General features: G+C 60.7%; 16 protein-coding genes. 13 read left to right on the top strand and 3 right to left on the bottom strand.

Annotation, left to right across the window (positions count from 1 at the left end; all coding sequences use genetic code 11):
- Positions 1–206 precede the first annotated feature (206 nt).
- The 3 genes from ABWL43_RS24310 to ABWL43_RS24300 all read left to right on the top strand — a co-directional run bounded on the left by ABWL43_RS24310 (position 207) and on the right by ABWL43_RS24300 (position 6,077).
- Positions 207–1,997 (top strand): DUF1302 domain-containing protein, encoded by a 1,791-nt coding sequence (locus ABWL43_RS24310; protein ID WP_145164291.1) that lies wholly within the window; start codon positions 207–209, stop codon positions 1,995–1,997.
- A gap of 26 nt (positions 1,998–2,023) precedes the next feature.
- Positions 2,024–3,382 (top strand): DUF1329 domain-containing protein, encoded by a 1,359-nt coding sequence (locus ABWL43_RS24305; protein ID WP_145164288.1) that lies wholly within the window; start codon positions 2,024–2,026, stop codon positions 3,380–3,382.
- 199 nt (positions 3,383–3,581) lie between these two features.
- Positions 3,582–6,077: a LuxR C-terminal-related transcriptional regulator gene (locus ABWL43_RS24300; protein ID WP_404484885.1), complete on the top strand. Its 2,496-nt coding sequence runs from the start codon at positions 3,582–3,584 to the stop codon at positions 6,075–6,077.
- Between the two features lie 329 nt (positions 6,078–6,406).
- Here ABWL43_RS24300 and ABWL43_RS24295 read toward each other — a convergent pair whose 3' ends face one another.
- On the bottom strand, positions 6,407–7,282 hold the full coding sequence (locus ABWL43_RS24295) for a helix-turn-helix domain-containing protein (RefSeq protein ID WP_404484882.1): 876 nt from the start codon (positions 7,280–7,282) through the stop codon (positions 6,407–6,409).
- A gap of 137 nt (positions 7,283–7,419) precedes the next feature.
- Here ABWL43_RS24295 and ABWL43_RS24290 point away from each other — a divergent pair, with 137 nt between their 5' ends.
- Positions 7,420–8,331 carry a DMT family transporter gene (locus ABWL43_RS24290; RefSeq protein WP_404484879.1) on the top strand — a complete coding sequence of 304 codons (912 nt, stop codon included), beginning with the start codon at positions 7,420–7,422 and terminating at the stop codon, positions 8,329–8,331.
- 123 nt (positions 8,332–8,454) lie between these two features.
- Here the strand turns inward: ABWL43_RS24290 and norR are convergent, their stop codons facing one another.
- Positions 8,455–10,002, bottom strand: coding sequence for a nitric oxide reductase transcriptional regulator NorR (gene norR / locus ABWL43_RS24285; RefSeq protein ID WP_404484876.1), 1,548 nt, complete (start codon positions 10,000–10,002; stop codon positions 8,455–8,457).
- Between the two features lie 147 nt (positions 10,003–10,149).
- Between norR and hmpA the strand changes: the two genes are divergently transcribed.
- Entirely contained in the window at positions 10,150–11,331 is a 1,182-nt protein-coding gene (gene hmpA, locus ABWL43_RS24280; RefSeq protein ID WP_404484873.1) for an NO-inducible flavohemoprotein, read from the top strand.
- Between the two features lie 220 nt (positions 11,332–11,551).
- The gene (locus ABWL43_RS24275) at positions 11,552–12,058 is read left to right on the top strand and encodes a disulfide bond formation protein B (RefSeq protein WP_145164273.1); all 507 of its coding nucleotides are present in this window, start codon (positions 11,552–11,554) and stop codon (positions 12,056–12,058) included.
- A 474-nt stretch (positions 12,059–12,532) separates the two neighbouring features.
- On the opposite strand, the gene ABWL43_RS24270 is transcribed toward ABWL43_RS24275, so the two are convergent.
- Positions 12,533–12,823, bottom strand: a complete 291-nt coding sequence (locus ABWL43_RS24270) for a hypothetical protein (RefSeq protein ID WP_145164271.1) — start codon at positions 12,821–12,823, stop codon at positions 12,533–12,535.
- A gap of 27 nt (positions 12,824–12,850) precedes the next feature.
- Here ABWL43_RS24270 and cyoA point away from each other — a divergent pair, with 27 nt between their 5' ends.
- The 7 genes from cyoA (at position 12,851) to ABWL43_RS24235 (ending at position 19,649) form a co-directional block, all read left to right on the top strand.
- Positions 12,851–13,792 (top strand): ubiquinol oxidase subunit II, encoded by a 942-nt coding sequence (gene cyoA, locus ABWL43_RS24265; protein ID WP_119736759.1) that lies wholly within the window; start codon positions 12,851–12,853, stop codon positions 13,790–13,792.
- Between the two features lie 3 nt (positions 13,793–13,795).
- The gene (gene cyoB / locus ABWL43_RS24260; protein WP_145164269.1) at positions 13,796–15,814 is read left to right on the top strand and encodes a cytochrome o ubiquinol oxidase subunit I; all 2,019 of its coding nucleotides are present in this window, start codon (positions 13,796–13,798) and stop codon (positions 15,812–15,814) included.
- Between the two features lie 3 nt (positions 15,815–15,817).
- Positions 15,818–16,444 (top strand): cytochrome o ubiquinol oxidase subunit III, encoded by a 627-nt coding sequence (locus ABWL43_RS24255; RefSeq protein WP_056858318.1) that lies wholly within the window; start codon positions 15,818–15,820, stop codon positions 16,442–16,444.
- Complete coding sequence (gene cyoD / locus ABWL43_RS24250; RefSeq protein WP_010206434.1) at positions 16,444–16,785, top strand: cytochrome o ubiquinol oxidase subunit IV; 342 nt, start codon at positions 16,444–16,446, stop codon at positions 16,783–16,785. Before ABWL43_RS24255 ends, cyoD begins: the two co-directional genes overlap by 1 nt.
- A gap of 11 nt (positions 16,786–16,796) precedes the next feature.
- Positions 16,797–17,684: a heme o synthase gene (gene cyoE, locus ABWL43_RS24245; protein WP_106578233.1), complete on the top strand. Its 888-nt coding sequence runs from the start codon at positions 16,797–16,799 to the stop codon at positions 17,682–17,684.
- A 103-nt stretch (positions 17,685–17,787) separates the two neighbouring features.
- Complete coding sequence (gene queC, locus ABWL43_RS24240; protein WP_106578234.1) at positions 17,788–18,486, top strand: 7-cyano-7-deazaguanine synthase QueC; 699 nt, start codon at positions 17,788–17,790, stop codon at positions 18,484–18,486.
- Positions 18,487–18,563: 77 nt separating this feature from the next.
- Complete coding sequence (locus ABWL43_RS24235) at positions 18,564–19,649, top strand: pyridoxal phosphate-dependent aminotransferase (protein ID WP_404484866.1); 1,086 nt, start codon at positions 18,564–18,566, stop codon at positions 19,647–19,649.
- Positions 19,650–19,689 lie beyond the last annotated feature (40 nt).

Raw genomic sequence — 19,689 nt, 5'->3', positions numbered from 1 at the left:
CTGTTACCAAATTGGCAACAGTCGCTGCGCATGCCATCCATTGCCCTGATAGCGCGCTATCTACCCCAGTCATGGCCCGGTCAAAACCCCGGCCAGAGCGGCTGCTAATCCTTTCGAGCGACACTGCGAATACCCCTTTGGTGCGCTTATCGCTCCTCGCGGGCGGCAGTAGGGTGGGGCCTTCTGTCACTCACCGGGGAAGACGCATGACAAAAACAACAATGCGCGCCATCTTCACGCCACAGGCGCTCGCCGCGGCGGTTGCACTGGGCTGCTGCGCCCAGGCACAGGCTGTTTCGTTCAACATTGGCGAGATCGAAGGGCAATTCGATTCTTCGCTGTCGGTCGGCGCCAGTTGGGGCATGCGCGATGCCGACAAAAAGCTGGTGGGCATTCCCAATGGCGGCACGGGGCAGGCATCCACCGGGGATGACGGGCGGCTCAACTTCAAGAAGGGCGAAACCTTCTCCAAGATCTTCAAAGGCATTCACGACCTGGAGCTCAAGTACGGCGACAGCGGCGTGTTTGTGCGCGGCAAGTACTGGTACGACTTCGAACTGCAGGACGAAGACCGCGAGTTCAAGCAGATCAGCAATAACCATCGCGACGAAGGCGCGCGGTCGTCCGGCTATGAGCTGCTGGATGCCTTCGTCTATCACAACTATTCGATTGGCGACCTGCCCGGCAACGTGCGCGTCGGCAAGCAAGTCGTCAGCTGGGGCGAAAGTACGTTCATCGGTAACTCGATCAACAGCATCAACCCGATCGACGTGTCGGCCTTTCGTCGCCCCGGCGCCGAAATCAAGGAAGGCCTGATCCCGGTGAACATGCTGTTCGCGTCCCAGAGCCTCACCAACCAGCTGTCGGTGGAAGGTTTCTACCAGTTGAACTGGGAAAACACCGTGGTGGACAACTGCGGCACCTTCTTCGGCAACGACGTGGTCGCTCACGGCTGCAACAACAACTACACCGTCGGCAGCCCGGCGATTGCGCCGCTGCAGCCGGTGGCCGCCGCGTTCGGCCAGGGCTTTCAAGTCACCCGCGAAGGCGTGGTGGTGCAGCGTGCCAAAGACCGCGAAGCCCGTGATGGCGGGCAGTTCGGTGCGGCCTTGCGCTGGCTCGGCGATGACACCGAGTACGGCCTGTACTTCATGAATTACCACAGCCGCACGCCCACCGTGGGCACCATTACCGCCAACACCAACCTGGCCACCATCGGGCGTATCGCGGCCACCGCCAACGCCATTGCGCCCGGCAGCGGCTCGGGCCTGGCCCAGAGCACCATGCTCGGTCGCGGCCAGTACTACCTCGACTACCCGGAAGACATTCGTCTGTACGGCGCCAGTTTCTCCACCACCTTGCCCACCGGCACGGCGTGGACCGGCGAGATCAGCTACCGCCCGAATGCGCCGGTGCAGCTCAACACCACCGACCTGACGCTGGCGCTGGTCAACCCGATTGCCGGCCAGACCGCCTCGCCGATCCGCAGCTCGTTCGGCTCGGATAACTCAGGCTACCGCCGCAAGGAAATCACCCAGATCCAAAGCACCATGACTCAGTTCTTCGATCAGGTACTGGGCGCCGAACGCCTGACGTTGGTGGGCGAGGCGGCCTATGTGCACGTCGGCGGCCTGGAGGCCAAAACCAAACTGCGCTACGGCCGCGACTCGGTGTATGGCGCCTATGGTTTCGGCGGCGATACCGACGGCTTCGTCACCGCCAATTCCTGGGGTTATCGCGCCCGCGCAATCCTGGATTACAACAACGTATTTGCCGGGGTGAACCTCAAGCCCAACCTGTCCTGGTCCCATGACGTCAGCGGCTATGGGCCGAACGGGATATTCAATGAAGGCGCCAAAGCGATCAGCGTCGGTGTGGACGCGGATTACCGCAACACCTACACCGCGAGCCTGAGCTACACCGACTTTTTCGGCGGCGACTACAACACCCTCACCGACCGCGACTTTATCGCCCTCAGCTTCGGCGTGAACTTCTGATCTGGTTTAAGGAAGGACAAGAACCTATGCGTAAGATATTTGCAGTGATGGCCCTGAGTGTGCTGGCCGCCCACGTCATGGCGGCGGTGTCGCCCGAAGAAGCCGCCAAGCTTGGCACCACCCTGACGCCGGTCGGCGCTGAAAAAGCCGGCAACGCCGACGGCTCGATCCCGGCCTGGACCGGCGGCATCCCCAAAAATGCCGGCGCGGTGGACAGCAAGGGGTTTCTGGCCGACCCGTTTGCCAATGAAAAACCGCTGTTCGTGATCACCGCCGCCACGGTCGACAAGTACAAAGACAAGCTTTCCGACGGCCAAGTGGCGATGTTCAAGCGCTACCCCGAAACCTACAAGATCCCGGTGTACCCGACCCACCGCACGGTCAACCTGCCACCGGAGATCTACGAGTCGATCAAGCGCAGCGCGCTCAACGTGCATGCGATCAACGACGGCAATGGCCTGGAGAACTTCACCGGCAACCGCTATTACGCGTTCCCGATTCCGAAGAATGGCGTGGAGGTGTTGTGGAACCACATCACCCGTTACCACGGCGGCAACCTCAAGCGCATCATCACCCAGGCCACCCCGCAAACGAACGGCAGCTACACGCCGATCCGTTTCGAGGAAGAAGTGGCAGTGCCGCAAGCCATCCCGGACATCGACCCGGCCAAGGCGGCCAACGTGCTGAGCTTCTTCAAGCAATCGGTGACCGCCCCGGCACGTCTGGCGGGCAACGTGCTGTTGGTGCACGAGACGCTTGATCAGGTGAAAGAGCCACGCCTGGCCTGGATCTACAACGCCGGCCAGCGCCGGGTTCGCCGCGCGCCGCAAGTCTCCTATGACGGCCCGGGCACCGCCTCCGACGGCCTGCGCACCACCGACAACTTCGACATGTTCTCTGGCGCGCCGGACCGCTACGACTGGAAGCTGGTCGGAAAAAAAGAGGTGTACATCCCCTACAACAGCTACAAGCTCGATTCGCCGACCCTCAAGTACGACGACATCATCAAGGCCGGGCACATCAACCAGGACCTGACCCGTTATGAGCTGCACCGCGTGTGGGAAGTGATCGGCACCGTCAAGCCGAGCGAGCGGCACATCTACGCCAAACGCCACATGTACATCGACGAAGACAGCTGGCAGGTCGCGCTGGTTGATCACTACGACGGCCGTGGCCAACTGTGGCGGGTAGCCGAGGGCCACGCGCAGTTCTACTACGACCATCAGGTGCCGGCCTACACCGTGGAAACGCTGTACGACATCATCGCCGGGCGCTACATCGCGCTGGGGATGAAAAACGAGGAGAAGAGCAGCTTCGTGTTCGGCTTTGCGGCCAAGGCGGCCGATTACACCCCGGCAGCGTTGAGGTCTGAGGGCGTGCGCTGATCTTCAATTGCAATGCGATCACCCTGTGGGAGCCGGCAAGCCAGCTCCCACATTGACCGGGTTCCACTTTATGGTGGAGTGGAATCCCGGGTTTTGTGCATGGCTACCAATCACCCCGCTGAATACTTCTTCAACAACCGCCGACCACAGGACTAGGGTAGGCGCCAGGTTGCATAACAATAAAAAGCAGGATGCAGCAATGACCGCCATGACACGCTGCCTGGACCGTCCTGGATTCATGCCACGGCTCTCCGCTCATCATTTGTTGCGCCCGCGCCTGGCCGGGCCTTTGCTGGCGGCGCCGGTCAGGGTGAAGCTGCTCTGCGCGCCGGGTGGCAGTGGCAAGAGCGCGTTGCTCGCCGAGTGTGCGTTGCAGGCGCCGGCGGAGTGTCAGGTGTATTGGCTGGCGCTCAATGGCGCCGTGCTCAGCCCCGATGATTTTTGCGCGCGGTTGGCGCTACACCTCGGTTTGTCGTTTGTCGACGAAGCCACCTTATTGCTCGACCTCAGCCGCTGGCACAGCCCGGCGTGGATATTTCTCGACGATTTCTGCCGCCTGCCGGCCCCCGAACTGGACGCCTTGCTCGACCGTTTGCTGAGCGCCGCCAGCCCGGCGCTGACTTGGTGGCTGGGCGCCCGGCGGCGCCCGCTGTGCAACTGGCCGCGTCTGCTGCTCGACGATGAGTTGCTGGAATGCAGTGAGTTGATGTTCAACCCGGCGGAAATCCAGCAACTGCTCGGGCCCACGCACACCGTCGACAGCGTGATGCAGTTCAGCGGCGGCTGGTGCGCCGGCGTGCGCATCGCCTTGCTCGGTGACGGGCACCCGGACAAAACCTTGCTCGACTACCTGCAACACGAACTCTTCGGCACCTTGCCCGCCGAGCTGGCGGAGGCCTGGCGTGTGTTGGCGCATATGCCGCGCTTCAACCCGGGCCTGTGTGAGCACTTGTTCGGCTTTGGCGACGGCGATCACTACCTGCGCGACCTGCAAGCGCTGGGCGCATTTATCCAGCCGTGGGAGGACACCACTGATTGGCTGCAAATTTTTGCGCCACTGGCGCAACTGATCCGCGATGAGCCCTGGCCGGCCAAGCGCTCCTGGCATCGTCGCGCCTGCCAATGGTTCACCGCGCAGCAGGACTGGCAGGCCGCCTTTGAACAGGCGCTGCTGGCCGAAGCCTACGAGGTGGCGGTAAGCCTGTTGCAGCACTTCAGTTTTGAAGACTTGTTCCGTCAGCACAACGCCGTGCTGCTGTTGCGTCTGCATGAACAGCATGGCGATGAATTGATGCTTGGCTCGGCGCAACTGGTGGGGTTGGTCACGGCGGCGTTGCTGTTTGCCGGACGCTTCGACCAGGCAGCCTTGTGTATCGATCAATTGGCGCGGTTCGCCCCGCAACCAACGGCGGCGCAACAGCGTTATCTGTTGGCCCGCTGGCAGGCGCAATGGGGTTGGCTGTTGCACTTGAGCGGCGATGCCCAGCGCTCCCGCGAGCATTTTCTCGAAGCGCTGCAAGCCTTGCCCGACAGCGCCTGGACCTCGCGCCTGATGTGCCTTTCGGGCCTGACCCAGCAAGCCCTGCTGCGCGGTGAACTGGACGTGGGCCAGGCCTTGAACCGCGAAGCCCTGTGCCTGGCGCGTGCACAGGGTTCGTTGGTGCTGGAGGCATTGCTGGAGCTGGATCACGCGCAACTGCTGGAACAACGCGGCGCGCCCTATCGGGCACAAAGCCTGTTGGAGCAGGTGCAGGCGATGCTGATGGGGCAGCGGCTCAAGGCCGGCCCGCTGGTGGGGCGGATTGCCCTGCGGCGCGGGCATCTTGCGTTGCGTCAAGGGCAGGATGCGCTGGCCACCGAGTGTTTCGAGGCCGGGTTGGAAATGTGCCTGCACAGCCAGGACAAACGCGTGCTGTACGGGTTTCTCGGCCTGGCGCTGCTGGCAGCGAACCGGGGCGATTACGCCCAGGCGTTCATCCAGCTGCGTGAGGCCGAGCGCTTGATGCAGCAACGCCAGGTACCGGACACGGTGTATCGCGCGGTGCTGCTGTTGGTCAGCGGGCATTTCTGGTTGCAGCAGGGCCGCGCCGAATTGACGCTGGAAGCGGTGCGCCGGGTGCTGCGTCACTTTCGCGGGCCCGGTGCCAAACAGGCGCCGCCAGCCACGCTGGAGTTGATCCCGCGCCTGGAGTATTTGCTGGTGCTGGCCGAAGTGAAGCTGGGCTGTGCCGAGCAGCCGATTGCACGGCTCAATGATTTGCTCGACACCACTCGGCAGCGCGGCATGCTGTGCCTGGAAACCGAGTTGCAACTGGTGCTGGGCGAGGTGGCCTGGCAGCTCGGTGATCCGCTGTTGGCTCGCCGGGCCCTGCAGGCAGGGCTGGCGCTGGCCGGGCGTTGCCAGGTGCAGCAGGCGATTCGCGAGCTGCGGTTGCGCTCGCCAGGGCTATTGAGTGAACTGGGCCTGGAGGCACAGGCGGCGCCCAGCGGCGTGGCGGAAAACCCCCTGAGCCAGCGCGAGCTGCAAGTGCTGGAGTTGATCGCCCTGGGCAACTCCAACCTGGAAATCGCCGACCGGCTGTTTATCTCGTTGCACACCGTCAAGACCCACGCGCGGCGCATCCACAGCAAGCTCGGCGTGGAGCGGCGCACCCAGGCGGTGGCGAAAGCCAAGACATTGGGTTTGATGGCGTAGGCAGCGGGGTCTACATAGCGTTGGAATGACGTCTCACGCTTTCGTGGCGAGCGGGCTTGCCCCGCGTTGGGCTGCGCAACGGCCCTGTAAGGGCATTGAGATTTTCCTGGTGGAGCGTGGTGGCTGTTTTTAGGGCTGCGCAGCGGCCCTGTAAGGGCATTGAGATTTTCCTGGTGGAGGGCGGTGGCTGTTTTAGGGCTGCGCAGCGGCCCTGTAAGGGCATTGAGATTTTCCTGGTGGAGCGTGGCGGCTGTTTTTAGGGCTGCTGCGCAGCCCAACGCGGGGCAAGCCCGCTCGCCACGGGGGCGGGGCGGCTGGAGGGGTTGTGTTTAGGCGTGGAAAGCTTGGCGGTATTCGCTGGGTGTGGCGCCCATGGCTTGGCGAAAGCGATGGGTGAAGTGGCTGGCGCTGGAGAAGCCGCACATCCAGGCGATGTCGCCCAAGGGCAGTGTTCCGGCACGCAGCAGGCTTTGCGCGCGGGCCAAGCGTCGCGCCAACAGGTATTGATGGGGCGGCAGGCCGAAGCTTTGGCGGAACATCCGCGCGAAATGGTATTCGGACAGCGCGCACATCCCGGCCAATTGCCCCAGGCTGATCGGGTCTTCGAGGTGATGGTCGATGTAGTCCACCAACAGCCGGCGCTGATGCGCGGCCAATCCGCCTTTCAAACACAGACCGTCGCGCGCGCCAACCTGGCTGAGCAAGGTGTGGCTGAGCATTTCATGGGCCAGGCTGCTGGTCAGCAGACGCTCGGCGGGCTCGTGCCAGTTGAGGGCGATCAACTGGTGAAAGCGCCGGGCCTGGCTGGCGTCTTCCAGAAAGGTGCTTTCGCGCAATTGCAATTCGCGCGGTTCGCGGTCCAGCAGGGTGACGCAGCCGAGGGCAAATTGCTCCGGGCTGAAGTACACATGGGCCAGGCGAATTTCACCATTGATCACCCAGGCTGACTGATGCTCGGCCGGCAGGATGCAGAGTTTGTCAGGGCCACCTTTGGTGCCGGGCTGATCACGGCGAAAGGTGCCGGTGCCGCCGCCGATGTAGCAGGACAAGGTGTGGTGGGTGGGCGCCTGGTAGTCCTGAGCATCGTGATGGTTGCTCCACAACGCCGCAGACAAGCCGTCACCGAGCTCGGCGCAGGCTTCGAGGCGTGCGTTGGGCGAGCTGTTAAGGGCTTGAAAGACTTGCAGGGATTCCAGCTCTGGCATGGTTGTTCTCTCCGACGCCTTGCATCCTACTCCGCAGCGCGGGCGCTGTGATCCTGCCGCCCGACAAAAGCGCAAGAATGTGCAAGAGCGCGAGCCGGTCTGCGGGCAACACTGTGGCTCAATCGACGGAGCCCGCTATGAACCTTTTCCTGTACTTACTCACCGTGCTGATCTGGGGCACCACCTGGATCGCCCTCAAGTGGCAATTGGGCGTCGTGGCGATTCCCGTGTCGATTGTCTATCGCTTTGGCCTGGCTGCGCTGGTGCTGTTTGCGCTGTTGCTGCTCAGCCGCAAGTTGCAGGTGATGAACCGGCGCGGGCACTTGATTTGCCTCACTCAGGGCGTGTGCCTGTTTTGCGTCAACTTCATGTGCTTTCTGACGGCCAGCCAATGGATTCCCAGCGGCCTGGTGGCGGTGGTGTTTTCCACGGCCACGCTGTGGAATGCCCTCAATGCGCGGGTGTTTTTCGGTCAGCGAGTGGCGCGCAACGTGTTGATGGGCGGCGCGCTTGGATTAATCGGCCTGGGTTTTCTGTTCTGGCCGGAGCTGGTCGGGCACACCGCCAGCCCGCAGACGTTGTTGGGCTTGGGCTTGGCGCTGTTGGGGACGATGTGTTTTTCGGCCGGCAACCTGCTGTCGAGCCTGCAGCAGAAGGCCGGGCTCAAGCCGTTGACCACCAATGCCTGGGGCATGGCCTACGGTTCGGTGATGCTGGCGACCTATTGCGCAGTGCGCGGGATACCGTTCGACATGGATTGGAGCGCGCGTTATGTCGGCGCGCTGTGGTACCTGGTGATTCCGGGGTCGGTGATTGGTTTTACCGCCTACCTCACGCTGGTGGGCCGTATGGGCCCGGAGCGCGCGGCGTATTGCACAGTGCTGTTTCCGGTGGTGGCGCTGAATGTGTCGGCGTTTGCCGAGGGGTATCAGTGGACGGCACCGGCGTTGATGGGGCTGGTGCTGGTGATGCTGGGGAATGTGTTGGTGTTTCGTAAGGTTAAACCGAGCCAGCCTGTGAACCCGATGCTCAAGGCAAAGCAAATCTGATGTGGGCGCTGGCTTGCCGGCGATGGCGGTAAGTGGATGAGCCGGCAGGTACACCGCTATCGCAGGCAAGCCAGCTCCCACATTGGAGCGGGTTGTTCCTGCGTTCGGGCTGGGGTGATCGTTCTATTTGAGACCCAGACGTTTGGCCATGCGGCCGAGGTTGGCGCGGTCGAGGCCCAGTTCGCGGGCGGCGCTGGCCCAGTTGTGCTGGTGGCGCTCCAGGCAGGCGCTGATGACTTGGCGCTGGTAGTGCTCGGTGGCCTGGCGCAGGTCGCCGGTGACAACCGGGGCCACATCGGCCGGTGCTTCGATTGCCGGCGGCGCGCTGATGTCGGGCAGGTCCAGGTCTTGGGCACTCAGGCTCAGGATCTTCGGACGTTCGCGACAGTTTCCCAGGGCTTTGAGTGCGCTGCGTCCGATCAAATGTTCCAGCTCCCGCACATTGCCCGGCCAGTTATAAGCCAGCAGCGCCGCCTGCGCGTCGCTGGTCAGGCGCAGGCTGCCCAGGCCCATGCGTGAACGGTTCTGCTCAAGGAAAAAGCCCGCCAGCAATAACACGTCACGCCCGCGTTCACGCAGCGCCGGTACTTGCAGCGGGTACACGCTCAGGCGGTGATAAAAGTCGGCACGGTAGCGGCCGTTGCGCACCTCTTCGGCCAGGTCGCGGTTGGTGGCGGCGATCAGGCGCACGTCCACTTGATGCTCCTTGTCCGAGCCCAGGCGCTGCAGTTGGCCGCTTTGCAGCACGCGCAACAGCTTGGCCTGCACGGTCAGCGACAACTCGCCCACTTCATCCAGAAACAGCGTGCCGCCATTGGCCAATTCGAATTTGCCGCGGCGCTCGTTCAGCGCACCCGTAAAGGCGCCGCGCACATGGCCGAACAGCTCGCTTTCCACCAGGGTTTCCGGGAGTGCGGCGCAGTTGAGGCTGATCAGCGGTTTGTCTGCACGCGGCGACGCGGTGTGGAGGGCCTGGGCGACCAGTTCCTTGCCGACACCGGTTTCGCCGGTAATCAACACGGTCAGGTCGCTGCCGCCCACCAGCTTGATTTCCTCGACCAGGTGCTTGTGGGCCTTGCTCTGGCCAATCATTTCCTTGTGCTGCTGGCCGCTGGCCTGGCGGTAGATCTCGGCGCGCTGGTGCTCATCGTCGGCGCGCAAGGCCAAGCGCTCGATGCGTTCGGCGACGTTGACGGTGGCCGCCGCCAGGCTGGCGAAGGCTTGCAGGGCGTCGAGTTCGACACGTTCGAAGCGCTCGGTGTCCAGCGCATCAAGGGTCAGCAGGCCCCAGGGTTTGTCGTCGATAAACAGCGGGCAGCCCATGCAGTCGTGCACTTGCAGGTGGCCGTGCAGGCCATCGACCAAACCATCGTAGGGGTCCGGCAGTTCGCTGTCGGCGTCAAAGCGGGTAGGGCCGGGGCTGCTCAGCAACACCGCAAAGCGTGGGTGCTCGCTGACCTTGAAGCGTCGGCCGAGGGTGTCGGCGCTCAAACCGTCCACCGCCAACGGCACCAGCCATTCACCGTCCAGGCGCAACAGCGCGGCGGCATCGCACGGCAGCAGCGCGCGCATGGCCTGCAACAGGCGCCGGTAGCGCTCGCCTTCAGGCAGGTCGCGCGACAAGTCGGCAACCAGAGGCAGCAGGGTAGTGAGCAGCGATTGTGCAGTCATAATGACTCCTTGTAGTCCTTATGACTATAAAACGTAGGAAGTCATATTGACTACACTATATTTAACTCATTGAAAAATAACGGTTTATAAGTTGGCACGAATACTGAGTACCTAAGGGTAATCAGTAAAAAGACCCAGGAGTCTGCCATGCTTAGTGCCCAAGACCGTGCCATCGTCAAATCCACTGTGCCCCTGCTGGAAAGCGGCGGCGAAGCGCTGATCACGCACTTCTACCGCATGATGCTCAGCGAGTACCCGGACGTCCGCCCGCTGTTCAACCAGGCCAATCAGGCCAACGGCGACCAGCCCCGCGCCTTGGCCAATGGCGTGCTGATGTATGCGCGGCATATCGACCAGTTGGACCAGTTAGGCGATCTGGTCGCGAAGATCATTAACAAGCACGTGGCCCTGCAAATCCTGCCGGAGCACTACCCGATTGTGGGGACGTGCCTGCTGCGGGCCATTTCCGAGGTGCTGGGCAGCGAGATTGCCACGCCCGAGGTGCTGAGCGCCTGGGGCGCCGCCTACGGCCAACTGGCCGATATCCTGATTGGCGCCGAAGCCGCCATCTACGACGAAAAGGCCCAGGCCCCGGGCGGCTGGCGCGGTGCGCGGTCGTTCCAGTTGGTCAAGCGCGTGGAGGAGAGCAACGAGATCATTTCGTTCTATTTTGCCCCGGTGGATAACGGCCCGATCTTGGCGGCCGCGCCGGGCCAGTACATCGGCATGAAGCTGATGATCGATGGCGAAGAAGTGCGCCGCAATTATTCCTTGTCGGCCCTGAGCGACGCGGGGCTGTACCGCATCAGCGTCAAGCGCGAGGCCGGTGGGCGGGTCTCCAACTACCTGCATGACCAGATGCACGTCGGCGCAACCCTCGACCTGTTCCCGCCATCGGGCGAATTCACCCTGGTCGCCAGCGACAAACCACTGGTGCTGATCAGCGGCGGGGTGGGCATCACGCCAACGCTGCCGATGCTCGAAGCTGCCCTGGCCACCGAGCGCCCGGTGCACTTTATCCACTGCGCGCGTAACGGCGGCGTGCATGCATTCCGTGACTGGGTCGACGCCCTGGCGGCCAAGCACCCGCAACTCAAGCGCTTCTATTGCTACGCAGAAGACGATGGCGTGAGCCCTGCGGCCGACAAGGTCGGGATACTGAGCCAGGCGCAACTGGCGGCGTGGTTGCCCGAGCAGCGTGACCTCGACGCCTACTTCCTCGGCCCTAAAGGTTTCATGGCAGCGATCAAGCGCCACCTCAAAGCCCTCGGTGTGCCGGAGAACCAGGCGCGCTATGAATTCTTCGGCCCGGCCGCGGCCCTGGAATAAGGTTTAACCGGCGCACCGAAGCGGCACCATCGCGGGCAAGCCCGGCTCCCACATGGAAAGGCAATCCACTGTGGGAGCCGGGCTTGCCCGCGATGGCGTCCGCACGGCCGCAACATTCCTCCCGATTAATCCGCCGTTAACCCCTCTCTGTTTTAACCATCCCCTGTGTGTAAACTTGCGGCCATCAGGCACAACCATAATCAGGCAAAGGGAAACGGGGATGAGTGACGAATTGCGTTTAGGCAGGGAGCGGCGCTTTCTGGTGTTGCTGGGCATCATCTGCCTGGCGCTGATTGGCGGTGCGTTGTACATGCAGGTGGTACTGGGCGAGGCGCCATGCCCGCTGTGCATCCTGCAGCGCTACGCCTTGCTGTTGATCGCGGTGTTCGCGTTCCTCGGTGCCGCCATGCGCCGCAAAGGCGCGGTCACCTTCTTTGAAGGGCTGGTGGTCCTCAGCGCCTTGGGCGGCGTGGCTGCGGCCGGCCATCATGTGTACACGCAGTTTTTCCCTGCGGTCAGCTGTGGCATCGATGTCCTGCAGCCGATTGTCGATGACTTGCCGCTGGCCAAAGTCTTTCCACTGGGCTTTCAGGTCGATGGCTTTTGCAGCACGCCATACCCGCCGATCCTTGGCCTGTCCCTGGCACAGTGGGCGCTGGTAGCGTTTGTGCTGACGGTGATCCTGGTTCCGCTGGGCATCTATCGCAATCGCCAACGCACGGCCTGACCCGGCCCACTGAAACGCCCTGTTCTTGCTTAATCGAAGGACGGGGCGTTTTTGTATGTAGGGTTTTGTGAAAGGGACGTGACGAAGGGCAACTTGAGGTGCGCGCAGCGTGCGACATGTTGTCACACGGACGCTGTCGCAGGACGTTTCTGACGCGCCGCGCCAGCCCATAAATTTGCATAAAACGGCCAAGATGTGCTGTCAGTTCGTCGATTGAGCGGTACCGCGAGCGTCGCACGGTTCGCATCATTCGGTGATGTCCGAATGCCTTGTTTTATGGGGACTTGGATACGTTTTGCATGCCCTTACAAGGTGTAAGGGAAGGGCGCCCTCACGCAATAACACGGCAATTTTTGTGGTTTTTGTTGAGAATCGAACACGATAAGATCCCGAACCTTTGCAAGATTGGTGAAGGATTGTTGCTGGAATCGATAAAAATTATTTCTTTATAAGACATGGTTTATACATCGCTAGCTAACTACAATCGCCCGCACTGAATGTCCGGTGCTGTTCAATATTTGAGCATTGGAGCGGTCGAGGGGCAGATGGATGGCTCTGTGCGACCCCAGGTTCCGGCAGCCTTTCAACTATCCGCACCAAATGGAATTGGTCTGTAACAAGGCCTTTAGCCACGAAATCGAATAAGAACTCACCGCAGGTCCGTGAAACGTCCATGTATGGCGTGCCGGGCAGGCTCTTATTCAATCGAAGAGAAATGCCAACCCTTGGCAGGGTGAAGTGTTGGCGATCAAAACCCAACTGCATTGCGCAAGCTGCTTTAGAGGTCGTGAGATGAGTAAAAACAGGTACCCCCGATTACTAGGCTTTTTGCCGCTGCTTGGCATGTTGTTAATGCTGGGAGGCTGCAAGTGGACCTTGCTCGACCCAAAAGGACAGGTCGGTCTGGATGAACGAAACCTGATCATCACCGCCACCCTGCTGATGCTGCTGGTCGTGGTCCCCGTGATCATCATGACCTTCGCCTTCGCCTGGAAATACCGCGCGTCGAACACCAGCGCTACCTACGCGCCGAAGTGGTCGCACTCCACCAAGATCGAAATCGCAGTGTGGCTGGTGCCGATCCTCATCATCATTGCCCTGGGTTATGTGACCTACAAGTCCACCCACGCACTGGACCCGTACCGTCCGCTGGAATCCGACGTTAAGCCGATCAACATCGAAGTTGTCGCGCTGGACTGGAAGTGGCTGTTCATCTACCCGGACCTGGGTATCGCCACTGTTAACGAAATCCAGTTCCCGGAGCACACTCCGCTGAACTTCAAGATCACCTCCGACGCTGTGATGAACTCGTTCTTCATCCCTGCTCTGGGCGGCCAGATCTACGCGATGGCAGGCATGCAGACCAAGCTGCACCTGATCGCCAACCAGAAAGCTGAAATGGAAGGCATCTCCGCCAACTATAGCGGCGCTGGCTTCACCGGCATGAAATTCAAAGCGATCTCGACGAGCCAGGAAGATTTCGACGCCTGGGTAGCCAAAGTCAAGGCCGCACCTAAACAGCTTGATCAAGCTGAATACGATGCTCTTGCCAAACCAAGCCAGAACAACCCAGCCACTCTGTACTCCGCGTACACGCCGGACCTGTTTCAGAAAATCGTCGACAAGTACGAAGGTATGAAACCAGGCAAGCCGGTCAAGCACGAGAAGAAAGAAGTGGCCGCGGTTGAAGGTTCTGACACGGGCTCGCATTCAACTGCTGGGGCAGAGGAGTAAACGATGTTTGGTAAATTAAGTTGGGATGCGGTCCCGTTCCACGAGCCGATCGTGATGGTGACCATCGCCATGATCGCGCTGGGTGGTCTGGCACTGTTTGCTGCAATCACGTATTTCAAGAAGTGGACCTACCTGTGGACCGAGTGGTTGACCTCTGTCGACCACAAAAAAATCGGTGTCATGTACGTCATCGTTGCCATGGTCATGCTGCTGCGTGGTTTTGCCGACGCCATCATGATGCGTACCCAGTTGGCCATGGCCACCGAGGGTTCGCCTGGCTACCTGCCGCCTGAACACTATGACCAGATCTTCACCGCTCACGGTGTGATCATGATCATCTTCATGGCGATGCCATTCTTCACCGGCTTGATGAACCTTGCCTTGCCGCTGCAGATCGGTGCGCGTGACGTTGCCTATCCGTTCCTGAACTCCTTGAGCTTCTGGCTGCTGGTTTCCGGCGTGGTACTGATCAACCTGTCCCTGGGCGTCGGCGAGTTCGCCAAGACCGGTTGGGTTGCGTATCCGCCGCTGTCGGGCATTCAGTACAGTCCGGGCGTGGGTGTGGACTACTACATCTGGGCGCTACAGTTATCAGGACTCGGGACGACACTGACGGGGGTCAACTTCCTGGCCACCGTCCTGAAAATGCGCGCCCCTGGCATGAAACTGATGGACATGCCGATCTTCACCTGGACCTGCACCTGGGCCAACGTCCTGATCGTGGCTTCGTTCCCGATCCTGGCCGCTACCATGGCGCTGCTGTCGCTTGACCGTTACCTGGATTTCCACATTTTCACCAATGAACTTGGTGGCAATCCGATGATGTACGTGAACCTGTTCTGGGCATGGGGTCACCCTGAGGTGTACATCCTGATCCTGCCAGCGTTCGGTATCTTCTCTGAAGTGATCTCGACCTTTACCGGCAAGCGCCTGTTCGGTCACCACTCGATGGTTTACGCATCGGGCGCGATCTCTGTACTGGGCTTCATGGTGTGGCTGCACCACTTCTTCACCATGGGCTCGGGGGCCAGCGTCAACGCCTTCTTCGGCCTGGCGACGATGCTGATTTCCATCCCGACGGGGGTGAAGCTATTCAACTGGCTATTCACCATCTACCACGGCCGTCTGCGTATCACCAGCCAGGTTCTGTGGACCCTGGGCTTCATGGTGACCTTCGCCATCGGCGGCATGACCGGCGTACTGCTGGCCATCCCGGGTGCTGACTTCGTACTGCACAACAGCCTGTTCGTGATCGCTCACTTCCACAACGTGATCATCGGTGGTGCTGTATTCGGTTACATCGCTGGTTTCAGCTTCTACTTCCCGAAAGCGTTCGGCTTCAAGCTGCACGAAGGCTGGGGCAAGGCTGCATTCTGGTTCTGGATCTCGGGCTTCTTCGTCGCGTTCATGCCGCTCTATGCACTGGGCTTCATGGGCATGACCCGTCGTCTGAACGCCACCACCAACCCTGAGTGGGTGCCGTACCTGTACGTCGCCATGTTCGGTGCGTTGATGATCGCTGCCGGTATCGCCTGCCAGCTGATCCAGCTGTACGTGAGTATTCGTGACCGTAAGCAGAACGCTTGCGAATCCGGCGACCCATGGAATGGCCACACCCTGGAATGGTCGACCTCGTCGCCACCTCCGTTCTACAACTTCGCTGTGATTCCTACTGCGAACACGATCGATGCGTTCACCGAAGCGAAGGAAGACGGTACTGCGTACCAGCAACCCAAGCATTACGAGCCGATCCACATGCCGAACAACACCGCCACTGGCGTGGTGATGGGCGCGCTGTTGACCGTGTTCGGTTTCGCGATGATCTGGCACATCTGGTGGCTGGCAATCGTGGGCCTGGCAGGCACCATCGGTTACTTCATCATTCACGCTGCCCGTGATGATCAAGGCTACATGGTGCCGGTCGAAACGATCGAGCGCATCGAAGCCGAGCAACACGCTCGCCTGGTAGCCGAGAAGAAAATCCCGGCCAACCGTGTAGAAACCTCGTTGGAACAGGCTTAAACCATGTCGAACTTAGTGACCAATGCTGGACACGCCCATGTCGATGACCATGGGCACGATGACCATCACCACGACTCGGGGCCAATGACCGTATTCGGTTTCTGGCTCTACCTGATGACCGACTGCATCTTGTTTGCGTCGATCTTCGCGGTGTACGCGGTACTGGTAAACAACGTAGCGGGTGGCCCGTCGGGCCACGACATCTTCGAACTGCCTTACGTGCTTGGCGAAACCGCCTTGCTGTTGTTCAGTTCGATCACCTACGGCTTCGCCATGCTGGCCTTCTACAAGGGCAGCAAGAAAGGCGTACTGAGCTGGTTGGCACTGACCTTCCTGTTCGGCCTGGGCTTCATCGGCATGGAGATCAACGAGTTCCACCTGCTGATCTCCGAAGGCTACGGCCCGCACCGTTCCGGCTTCCTGTCCGCGTTCTTCACGCTGGTAGGCACCCACGGTCTGCACGTATCTGCCGGCCTGCTGTGGATGGCGGTGATGATGTATCAGGTCAATAAACACGGCCTGACCAACACCAACAAGACTCGCCTGAGCTGCCTGAGCCTGTTCTGGCACTTCCTGGACGTGGTCTGGATCTGCGTCTTCACCGTTGTTTACCTGATGGGGACCCTGTAATGGCTAATGCACACTCCCATGACCATGACAGCCATGATGCGAGCCACGGCAGCGTTAAGTCGTACGCCATCGGCTTCATCCTGTCGGTAATCCTGACGCTCATTCCGTTTGGTCTGGTGATGTACCCGACCCTGCCGAAGTCCATCACGTTGATGATCGTTCTGGCCTTCGCGGTGATTCAGGTTCTGGTTCACCTGGTGTACTTCCTGCACCTGGATCGTTCCAAAGAGCAGCGCGATAACGTGATTGCATTTGTGTTCGCAGGCCTTGTGATCCTGCTGCTGGTTGGTCTGTCGATATGGATCATGTTCAGCATCCACACGTTCATGATGGCGAAGTGAGGTAAGACCCGATGTCGCTTAAGCACTTTATCCAAATCACCAAACCGGGGATCATTTTCGGTAACGTGCTTTCTGTGGCAGGCGGTTTCTTCCTGGCCTCCAAGGGACATGTCGATCTGGCCATCTTCCTGGCTGCAATGATCGGCACCTCCCTGGTGGTAGCTTCCGGTTGTGTATTCAACAACTGCATTGACCGCGACATCGATATCAAGATGGAACGCACCAAGAACCGCGTGCTGGTCCAGGGCCTTATCTCCCTGAAACTGGCACTGCTGTTCGCGACCGTCCTGGGTGTTGCCGGCGTCGTGTTGTTGTACAAGGTGGCCAACCCGTTGGCGGCGCTGTTTGCCGTGATCGGCTTTGTCATCTACGTCGGCCTTTACAGCCTGTACCTCAAGCGCAAGTCGGTTCACGGCACGCTGGTGGGCAGTCTGTCGGGGGCGATGCCGCCGGTGATTGGTTATGTGGCTGTGACCAATAGCTTCGACATGGCCGCGCTGGTGCTGCTGGTGATGTTCAGCCTGTGGCAGATGCCGCACTCTTATGCCATCGCGATTTTCCGCTTCAATGACTACCTGGCTGCGTCGATTCCGGTTCTGCCGGTCAAGCGTGGCATTCAGGTGGCCAAGAAACACATCCTGCTTTACATCCTGGCCTTCCTCGTGGCGACCTTGATGTTGACCTTCAGTGGCTATGCCGGCATGAGCTACCTCGCCGTCGCTGCCGCCATGGGCATGTACTGGTTGTACATGGCCTGGACCGGCTACAAGGCGGTGGATGACACCGTCTGGGCGCGCAAGCTGTTCGTGTTCTCGATCTTCACCATCACCGCGCTCAGCGTGATGATGTCCCTGGATTTCCAGGTACCGAAAGAGCTGTTGCTGACCTACGCACACTGAGTCATCGAGCAGTAAAAAACCCCGCCTTCGCAAGAAGCGCGGGGTTTTTTATGGAGTGGCCTTTAAACTATTCCCGAATTCTACAAATGCAGGAAGCAAACCGATGAGTAAAAAAGCCGTTATCGTATTCAGTGGCGGGCAGGACTCCACGACCTGTCTGATCCAGGCACTGCCGCTGTATGACGAAGTTCACTGCATTACCTTCGACTATGGCCAGCGCCATGTGGCAGAAATCGAGGTCGCCCAGAAGCTTGCCAAGCAGTTGGGCGCTACCGTTCATAAAGTCATGGACGTGTCCCTGCTCAACGAGTTGGCCATCAGCAGCCTGACCCGCGACAACATCCCGGTGCCGACCGTGAACAGTTCAGGCGACAGCCTGCCCAGCACTTTTGTGCCGGGTCGCAATATTCTGTTTCTGACCCTGGCGTCGATCTACGCCTATCAGGTAAAGGCGCAAACCGTCATTACCGGGGTGTGCGAAACCGATTTCTCAGGCTATCCCGATTGCCGCGATGAGTTCGTCAAAGCGCTGAACAAGGCGCTTGAACTGGGCATGGAGTACACGCTGCGCCTGGACACCCCGCTGATGTGGCTGAACAAGGCCGAAACCTGGGCCCTGGCGGATTACCATAACCAGTTGGATCTGGTTCAGCACCAGACCCTGACCTGCTACAACGGCATCCTCGGCAGCGGTTGCGGTAACTGTGATGCATGCAACTTGCGGGCTCGCGGCCTGAATGACTACCTGCAGAACAAGGCCGATGTGATGCACAGCCTCAAGCAGAAGTTGCAGCTGAACTAAATCAGCCCATACCTGCCTCGTCATACTCCTCTGTACGTGCTGTGCGAATCCAACACACGACTACAAGGAGTAGTTCCATGGTCAGCGTAAGTCGTCGGTCACTTCTCGCCTTTGGCGCGGCCTTGCCGGTGCTGGGGCGCCTGGATTGGGCGCTGGCCAGCCCGCCGCCGGCACCCGCTGACAAGGTGCGGCTCAATTACAACGAAAGCCCCTACGGCCCCTCAGGCGCTGCCCGTGAGGCGATGCAGCGTGGGGTGGCCATCTCCGGGCGGTATCCCTATGACAACATGTACGCCTTGGCTGGGCTGTTTGCCCAGCAGCAGGGCATCGACGAAGAACAGGTCGCCGTGTTTGCCGGCTCCATGGCCGCGTTGCGCTATGCCGTGCTGGCGTTTACCAGCCAAACACGCGGGCTGGTGATGGGCACGCCGTCCTACGAAGTACCGCGCCAGGCCGCCGAGTCGTGGAAGGCGCCGGTGCGCGAAGTGAGCCTCAATGCCGAGCATGCGCACGACGTGTCGGCCATGCTTGCTGCCGATCCGCAGGCGGGCATGCTGTACCTGTGCAATCCCAACAACCCTACCGGCACCCTGACGCCAACCGAGGCGATCCGCCAGGCGCTGGCGAACAAGCCCAAAGGCAGCGTGCTGGTGGTGGACGAGGCGTACATCGACTTCTCTGATGCCCCGAGCTGCGTGAGCTGGGTCAAGGACCACGACGATTTGCTGGTGCTGCGCACCTTCTCGAAAATCTACGGCATGGCCGGCGCACGCCTGGGCTTGGCGATTGGCCACCCCGAGCTGCTGGCACGGCTGGCGGTGTTTGGCGGCGACAACGTGCCAGCCGCCTCGACTTTACTCGGGGCCCGGGCGAGCCTGGAAGACGTCAAGCTGCTGCCCCACCGCAAGGCGCTCAACGCGCGGTTACGGGATGAGACCGTGGCGTGGCTGAAGGGGCGGGGGTTTGCCTGCACCGCGTCGCACAGCAACTGCTTCATGATCAACGTGAAGCAACCGGCCCAGCAGGTCATCGAAAAGCTCGCAGCACACAATGTGTTGATCGGGCGGGTCTGGAAAGACTGGCCGCAATGGGTACGGGTGACGGTGGGCAGTCAGCAGGAGATGCAGCGGTTTCGCGAAGTATTTGCCGCGCAGATGGCCTGAGCCTGGGCGCTCGGCAGCGCAAATGGCCACTGCGTGCTGA

It is taken from the genome of Pseudomonas sp. HT11 (assembly GCF_044875395.1).
In the GTDB taxonomy this organism is placed as follows: Bacteria; Pseudomonadota; Gammaproteobacteria; order Pseudomonadales; family Pseudomonadaceae; genus Aquipseudomonas.
Note: the sequence above shows the minus strand (reverse complement) of the source record. Positions and strands in the feature narration are given on the sequence as shown.